Annotated in this window: 5 protein-coding genes; all 5 read left to right on the forward strand. The window is 56.4% G+C overall.

Annotated features, from left to right (window positions below; all coding sequences use genetic code 11):
* The first annotated feature begins 24 nt into the window (after positions 1-24).
* Entirely contained in the window at positions 25-1470 is a 1446-nt protein-coding gene (locus ACOYIE_RS09115; protein WP_433412516.1) for a 4-hydroxyphenylacetate 3-hydroxylase family protein, read from the forward strand.
* A 219-nt stretch (positions 1471-1689) separates the two neighbouring features.
* Positions 1690-2358 (forward strand): FadR/GntR family transcriptional regulator, encoded by a 669-nt coding sequence (locus tag ACOYIE_RS09120; RefSeq protein WP_433412518.1) that lies wholly within the window; start codon positions 1690-1692, stop codon positions 2356-2358.
* Positions 2359-2387: 29 nt separating this feature from the next.
* Entirely contained in the window at positions 2388-3635 is a 1248-nt protein-coding gene (locus tag ACOYIE_RS09125; protein WP_433412519.1) for an enolase C-terminal domain-like protein, read from the forward strand.
* A 55-nt stretch (positions 3636-3690) separates the two neighbouring features.
* Positions 3691-4740: an alcohol dehydrogenase catalytic domain-containing protein gene (locus tag ACOYIE_RS09130; RefSeq protein WP_433412521.1), complete on the forward strand. Its 1050-nt coding sequence runs from the start codon at positions 3691-3693 to the stop codon at positions 4738-4740.
* Positions 4741-4742: 2 nt separating this feature from the next.
* On the forward strand, positions 4743-5293 hold a 551-nt coding region (locus ACOYIE_RS09135), incomplete at its 3' end, for an SDR family NAD(P)-dependent oxidoreductase (RefSeq protein ID WP_433412523.1).

The raw sequence follows: 5293 nt of genomic DNA on the forward strand, positions 1-5293 counted from the left end.
CATAAAGAAAGGATCTGTATCAAAATGATGACAAGAGAGCAGTACATCGAATCGCTGCGGAGCCTGAAGCTGAACCTGTACCGCCAGGGCCAGAAGATTGAGAATGTAGTAGACGATCCGGTAGTACGTCCGTCGCTGAACTCGTTTGCGGCAACGTACGCGCTGGCAGAGGATCCGCAGTATGAGGATCTGATGACGGCGACATCGAACCTGACGGGCAAGAAGATCAACCGCTTCACGCACCTGCATCAGTCGACGGACGACCTGATCAAGAAGGTAAAGATGCAGCGCCTGCTGGGCCAGAAGACGGCAGCCTGCTTCCAGCGCTGCGTAGGCCTGGACGCTGCGAACGCAGTATACTCGACCACTTACGAGACCGACGAAGCGTGCGGCACGAAGTACTTTGATAACTTTGTGAAGTTCTGGACCGACGTACAGAACAATGACTGGGGCGTAGACGGCGCGATGACGGACGTCAAGGGCGACCGCAGCCTGTCCCCGTCCAAGCAGGCGGATCCGGACATGTTCGTACATGTAGTAGAGCGCACGCCGGAGGGCGTATATGTAACGGGCGCGAAGGCACACCAGACGGGCTACCTGAACAGCCACTATGTACTGGTAATGCCGACGATCTCGATGCGTGAAGGCGACGAGGACTATGCAATTTCGTTTGCATGCCCGACGGATGCAGAAGGCATCACGCTGATTCTGGGCCGTCAGTCCTGCGATACGCGCAAGACCGAAGAGTACAACGATATCGACGTAGGCAACAAGGTCTACGGCGGCCACGAAGTACTGGTAATCTTTGACCGTGTGTTCATTCCGAACAACATGATCTTCCTGAACGGCGAGACGCAGTTTGCCGGCATGATGGTAGAGCGCTTTGCAGGCTATCACCGTCAGTCTTATGGCGGCTGCAAGGTCGGCGTAGGCGACGTACTGATCGGCGCGACGGTACTGGCGGGCGAGATGGCTGGTTCTTCCAAGGCATCCCACGTCAAGGACAAGATCATTGAGATGACCCACCTGAATGAGACGCTGTACTGCTGCGGCATTGCATGCTCTTCTCAGGGTTCGAAGACCAAGGCAGGCAACTACCTGATCGACCTGCTGCTGGCGAACGTGTGCAAGCAGAACGTAACCCGCTTCCCGTATGAGATTGCGCGTCTGGCGCAGGATCTGGCGGGCGGCATCATGGTAACGCAGCCGTCTGAGGCTGACTACCGCAATCCGGCAACGCACGACTACATCGAGAAGTACCTGCGCGGCGTAGCAAGCGTACCGACCGAAGACCGTATGCGTGTACTCCGCCTGATTGAGAACATGACGATGGGCACCGCAGCCGTTGGCTACCTGCCCGAGTCCATGCACGGCGCCGGCTCGCCGCAGGCGCAGCGCATCATGATCGCGCGTCAGTCCAACCTCGAGATGAAGAAGCAGCTCGCCAAGGATATCGCTCGTATCAAGTAAACCGTTATTTTGACTCCTATTCACTCTCTTTTCTTTTCATAAAGTTTGGTGGAAGTCCCTGTGGTTTAACCGCAGGGGCTTCTGCCATTTTTATATAGAAATATAAAAAATGAGGGGAATCCCTTGTGCAAAACAGAAAATTGGAGTAAGTCCCTTGACAGAAGAAGAAAAGGGATTATAATAAAAGCATAACTTGTCAGACAAGTTGGGAGGGGAAACATGAAATCCGACCGTATCAATGTAACGGAGAGCGTGGTTCAGTATCTGACAGCGCACATTGAAAGCGGGGAGTGGCCGCTGAACAGCAAAATTCCCTCAGAAAATCAGCTTACTGCCCAGCTGGGGGTCAGCAGAGCGAGCGTGCGCGTGGCGATTCAGCAGCTGATCGGCGTGGGTGTGCTGGAAAGCGTGCATGGCAAGGGCACCTTTTTGCGGGATGACAGAGTGCAGACCCTGCTGACGGGAGCGAGCCAGATTACGCCGGCCGACTGTGCGGACATTCGGGCAGTATTGGAATTCCGGCGCATTTTAGAGCCGGAAACAGCGGCTCTTGCGGCTGAAAATGCAACGGAAAGCGATTTGCAGCGTATGAGAAAGCTAACAGCGGAACTGCCGGCACTGAGCGGCCGATGGAGCGAATTTGTCCGGTGTGATATGGCGTTTCACGAAGCGCTCTGCCAGGCTTCGGGCAATCATTTGCTGGTTAAAAGCCTGCATGAAGTATTTGCACAGACGGTTCGCAACCATGAGCAGCTGACCCAGCGCTTCGGCGAAGGACACGCGCTGTTTTTTCACCCGCAGATACTGGATGCGGTTGAGGCGCGCAACCCGAATCGGGCGCGGGCGCTGATGGAAGCGCATATCCTGCAAAACTATGATAAAGTTTGACTTGTATAACAAGTGAAAGGGGCATAAAAATGGCAATTACGATCCGCGATATCCGCGTCATCTGCACGGCGCCAGAGGGCATCAATCTGGCTGTGGTTAAAGTGGAAACCAGCGAACCGGGGCTGTATGGTCTGGGCTGTGCGACGCTGGCGTACCGGCATCTGACGGTGCAGCATCTGGTGGAAAATTACCTCAAACCGCTGCTGATTGGCCGCCCGGTGAACAATATTGAGCAGCTTTGGCAGCTTATGCACCAGAATGCTTATTGGCGCAACGGCGGCATTGAGAACAATGCGATTTCAGGCGTGGATATGGCGCTGTGGGACATTAAGGGAAAACTGGCGAACATGCCCTGCTACGAGCTGTTCGGTGGCAAGTGCCGCGAAGGCATTCCGGTTTACCGCCATGCAGACGGCCGCGACGTTGAGGAGATTTGCGATAATATTGCGCGCTTCCGCGATATGGGTATTACGCACATCCGCTGCCAGTGCGGCGGCTATGGCGGCGGCGGTTACGGCGCAGCGCCCGGCACGGCTCCGCAGGGCGCGCCGGACGGCGTGTACCTGGACGCGCACCAGTATATCCGTGATACGGTCAAGCTGTTTGAGGGCATCCGCGCCCGCATTGGGGACACGATGGAGCTGGTGCATGATGTGCATGAGCGCATCGCACCGATTGACGCGGTCAAACTGGCCCGCGCGCTGGAGCCGTACGATTTGTTCTTCCTGGAAGACCCTGTGCCGCTGGAGCAGCTGGACTGGCTGCGCACGCTGCGGCAGCATACCGCAACCCCGATTGCGCAGGGCGAGCTGTTCAACAACCCGCGCGAGTGGAAGCAGATTATTGCAGAACATCTGATTGATTTTATCCGCGTCCACATCAGCCAGATCGGCGGCATTACGCCGGCGCGCAAGCTGGCCATCTTTGCCGAGCAGTTCGGCGTGCGCACGGCCTGGCATGGACCGGGCGATATGTCGCCGCTGGCGCACGCAGCGAATATCCACATCGACCTGGCGGCGCCTAATTTCGGCGTACAGGAGTGGTCGGGCATTGAACCGCCCAACTTTGTCATTCAGGATCTGAAGGGCCCGCACGGCGCGCTGCTTGAAGTATTCCCCGGCCTGCCGGAGTTCCGAGACGGCTATGTGTATGCCAACGATAAGCCCGGCCTCGGCGTTGACCTGGATGAAAAGGAAGCGGCCAAGTACCCGTGCGAAAATACGGTTACCACCTGGACGCAGACGCGCAACAGGGACGGCTCGCTGCAAACACCGTAATAGAGCGGTTTGAAGAACAGAAAGATAATTTGAGAAAAGAAGGAGACGGATTAAAATGGAAACCAGCAGAGAGGTTGTTATCACCGCGCCTCACCGGTTTGAGGTGCGTGAAGTACCGAAGCCGGCGGCAACAGGGGATTATGATGTATTGGTGAAAATGAAAGCCTGCGGCGTGTGCGGTTCGGACGTGCATAATTTTCTGGGGGAGAATCCCTGTGCTTCCTATCCGCGCATTCCTGGACATGAGAATGCCGGCATTGTGGAGGCGGTCGGTCCCAAGGTGACAAAAGTAAAGCCGGGCGACCATGTTGTGCTGGACCTGGTTGTTGCCTGCGGGGAGTGCTACCAGTGCAAAATCGGCCGATATAATGTGTGCGAGCATGTCCGTGCGCGCGGTTCAAGCATTGACGGCGGCTGGCGTGATTATATCGTCGTGCCGGAGCATCAGACCTATGTCGTCTCGCCGGAGATTCCGTGGAAGGACGCGGCGCTGATCGAGCCGTTCGCCATCGGCGGACACTGCACGGGCCGCGGCCGCGTGGTGCCCGAAGACACCGTGCTGATTCTCGGCGCGGGCACGATTGGCGCGATCATTCTCCAGACCTGCAAAGCAAAGGGCGTTAAGACGGTGATCTGCTGCGATATCAGCGATTCCTCGCTGGAGCGCGCTAAAAAATACGGAGCCGATTATGTCATCAACAGCAAAAAAGAGGACCTGGTGCAGCGTGTGCAGCAAATTACCGAAGGGCACGGCGTAACCTGCGCATTTGACTCCGCATGCTTCCCCGGCTCGCTGACCAGCCTGTTTGCAGACGGCATTATGGCCAATGCCGGCCGTGTGGTGTCGCTCGGCTTCTGCACCGCGCCGGAGCAGATTTCTTCTGCGATGATTGACCAGCGTGAACTCGATCTGATTGGTTCCCGCATGTCGGCCTATCAGTTTGAGCCGACCATCAAACTGTTTGAAAAGCATGCGGTCAATCTGGACGGCATTGCCACGCATTTTATTCCCTTCAGCAAAGTGGGAGAGGTCTTGGATAAGATTGAGCATCCCGATCCGTCTGTCAAAAAAATGGTTATTGTATTCGATGAGGAGGATATGTAATTATGGTACACCCGCTTTTTGATATCACCGGCCGCAAGGCCATCGTTACCGGCGGCACCCGCGGACTGGGTCACGGCATGGCCGAAGGCCTGCTGGAGGCCGGTTGCGAAGTTGTTATTATTGGTTCGTCTGCCCGCGTACACACCTCTGCGGAGGAATTCTGTGCAAAGGGCTTCAAGTGCTTCAGCGTGCAGGCCGACCTCGGCGAGCGCGAGGAGTGCTACCGTGCGTTTGACGAAGCGGTGGAAAAACTCGGCGGCGATCTGGATATCATCGTCACCGCGCACGGTATTCAGCGCCGCTGCCGCTCCGACAAGTTCCCGATGAGCGATTGGGATGATGTGATTGCAGTCAACCTTACAAGCCAGTTCATTATGTGCCAGCAGGCTGCGAAGATCATGGTCAAGAAGGGCTACGGCAAGATTATCACCGTTTCGTCCATGTCCTCTTTCTTCGGCGGACAGAACGTCGTCGCCTATTCTGCGGCTAAGGGCGGTGTGGCGCAGATGACCAAGTGCATGTCCAACGACCTGCTTGAATGCGGCGTCAATGT

The organism is Agathobaculum sp. (assembly GCF_050946325.1).
Taxonomy (GTDB): Bacteria; Bacillota; Clostridia; order Oscillospirales; family Butyricicoccaceae; genus Agathobaculum.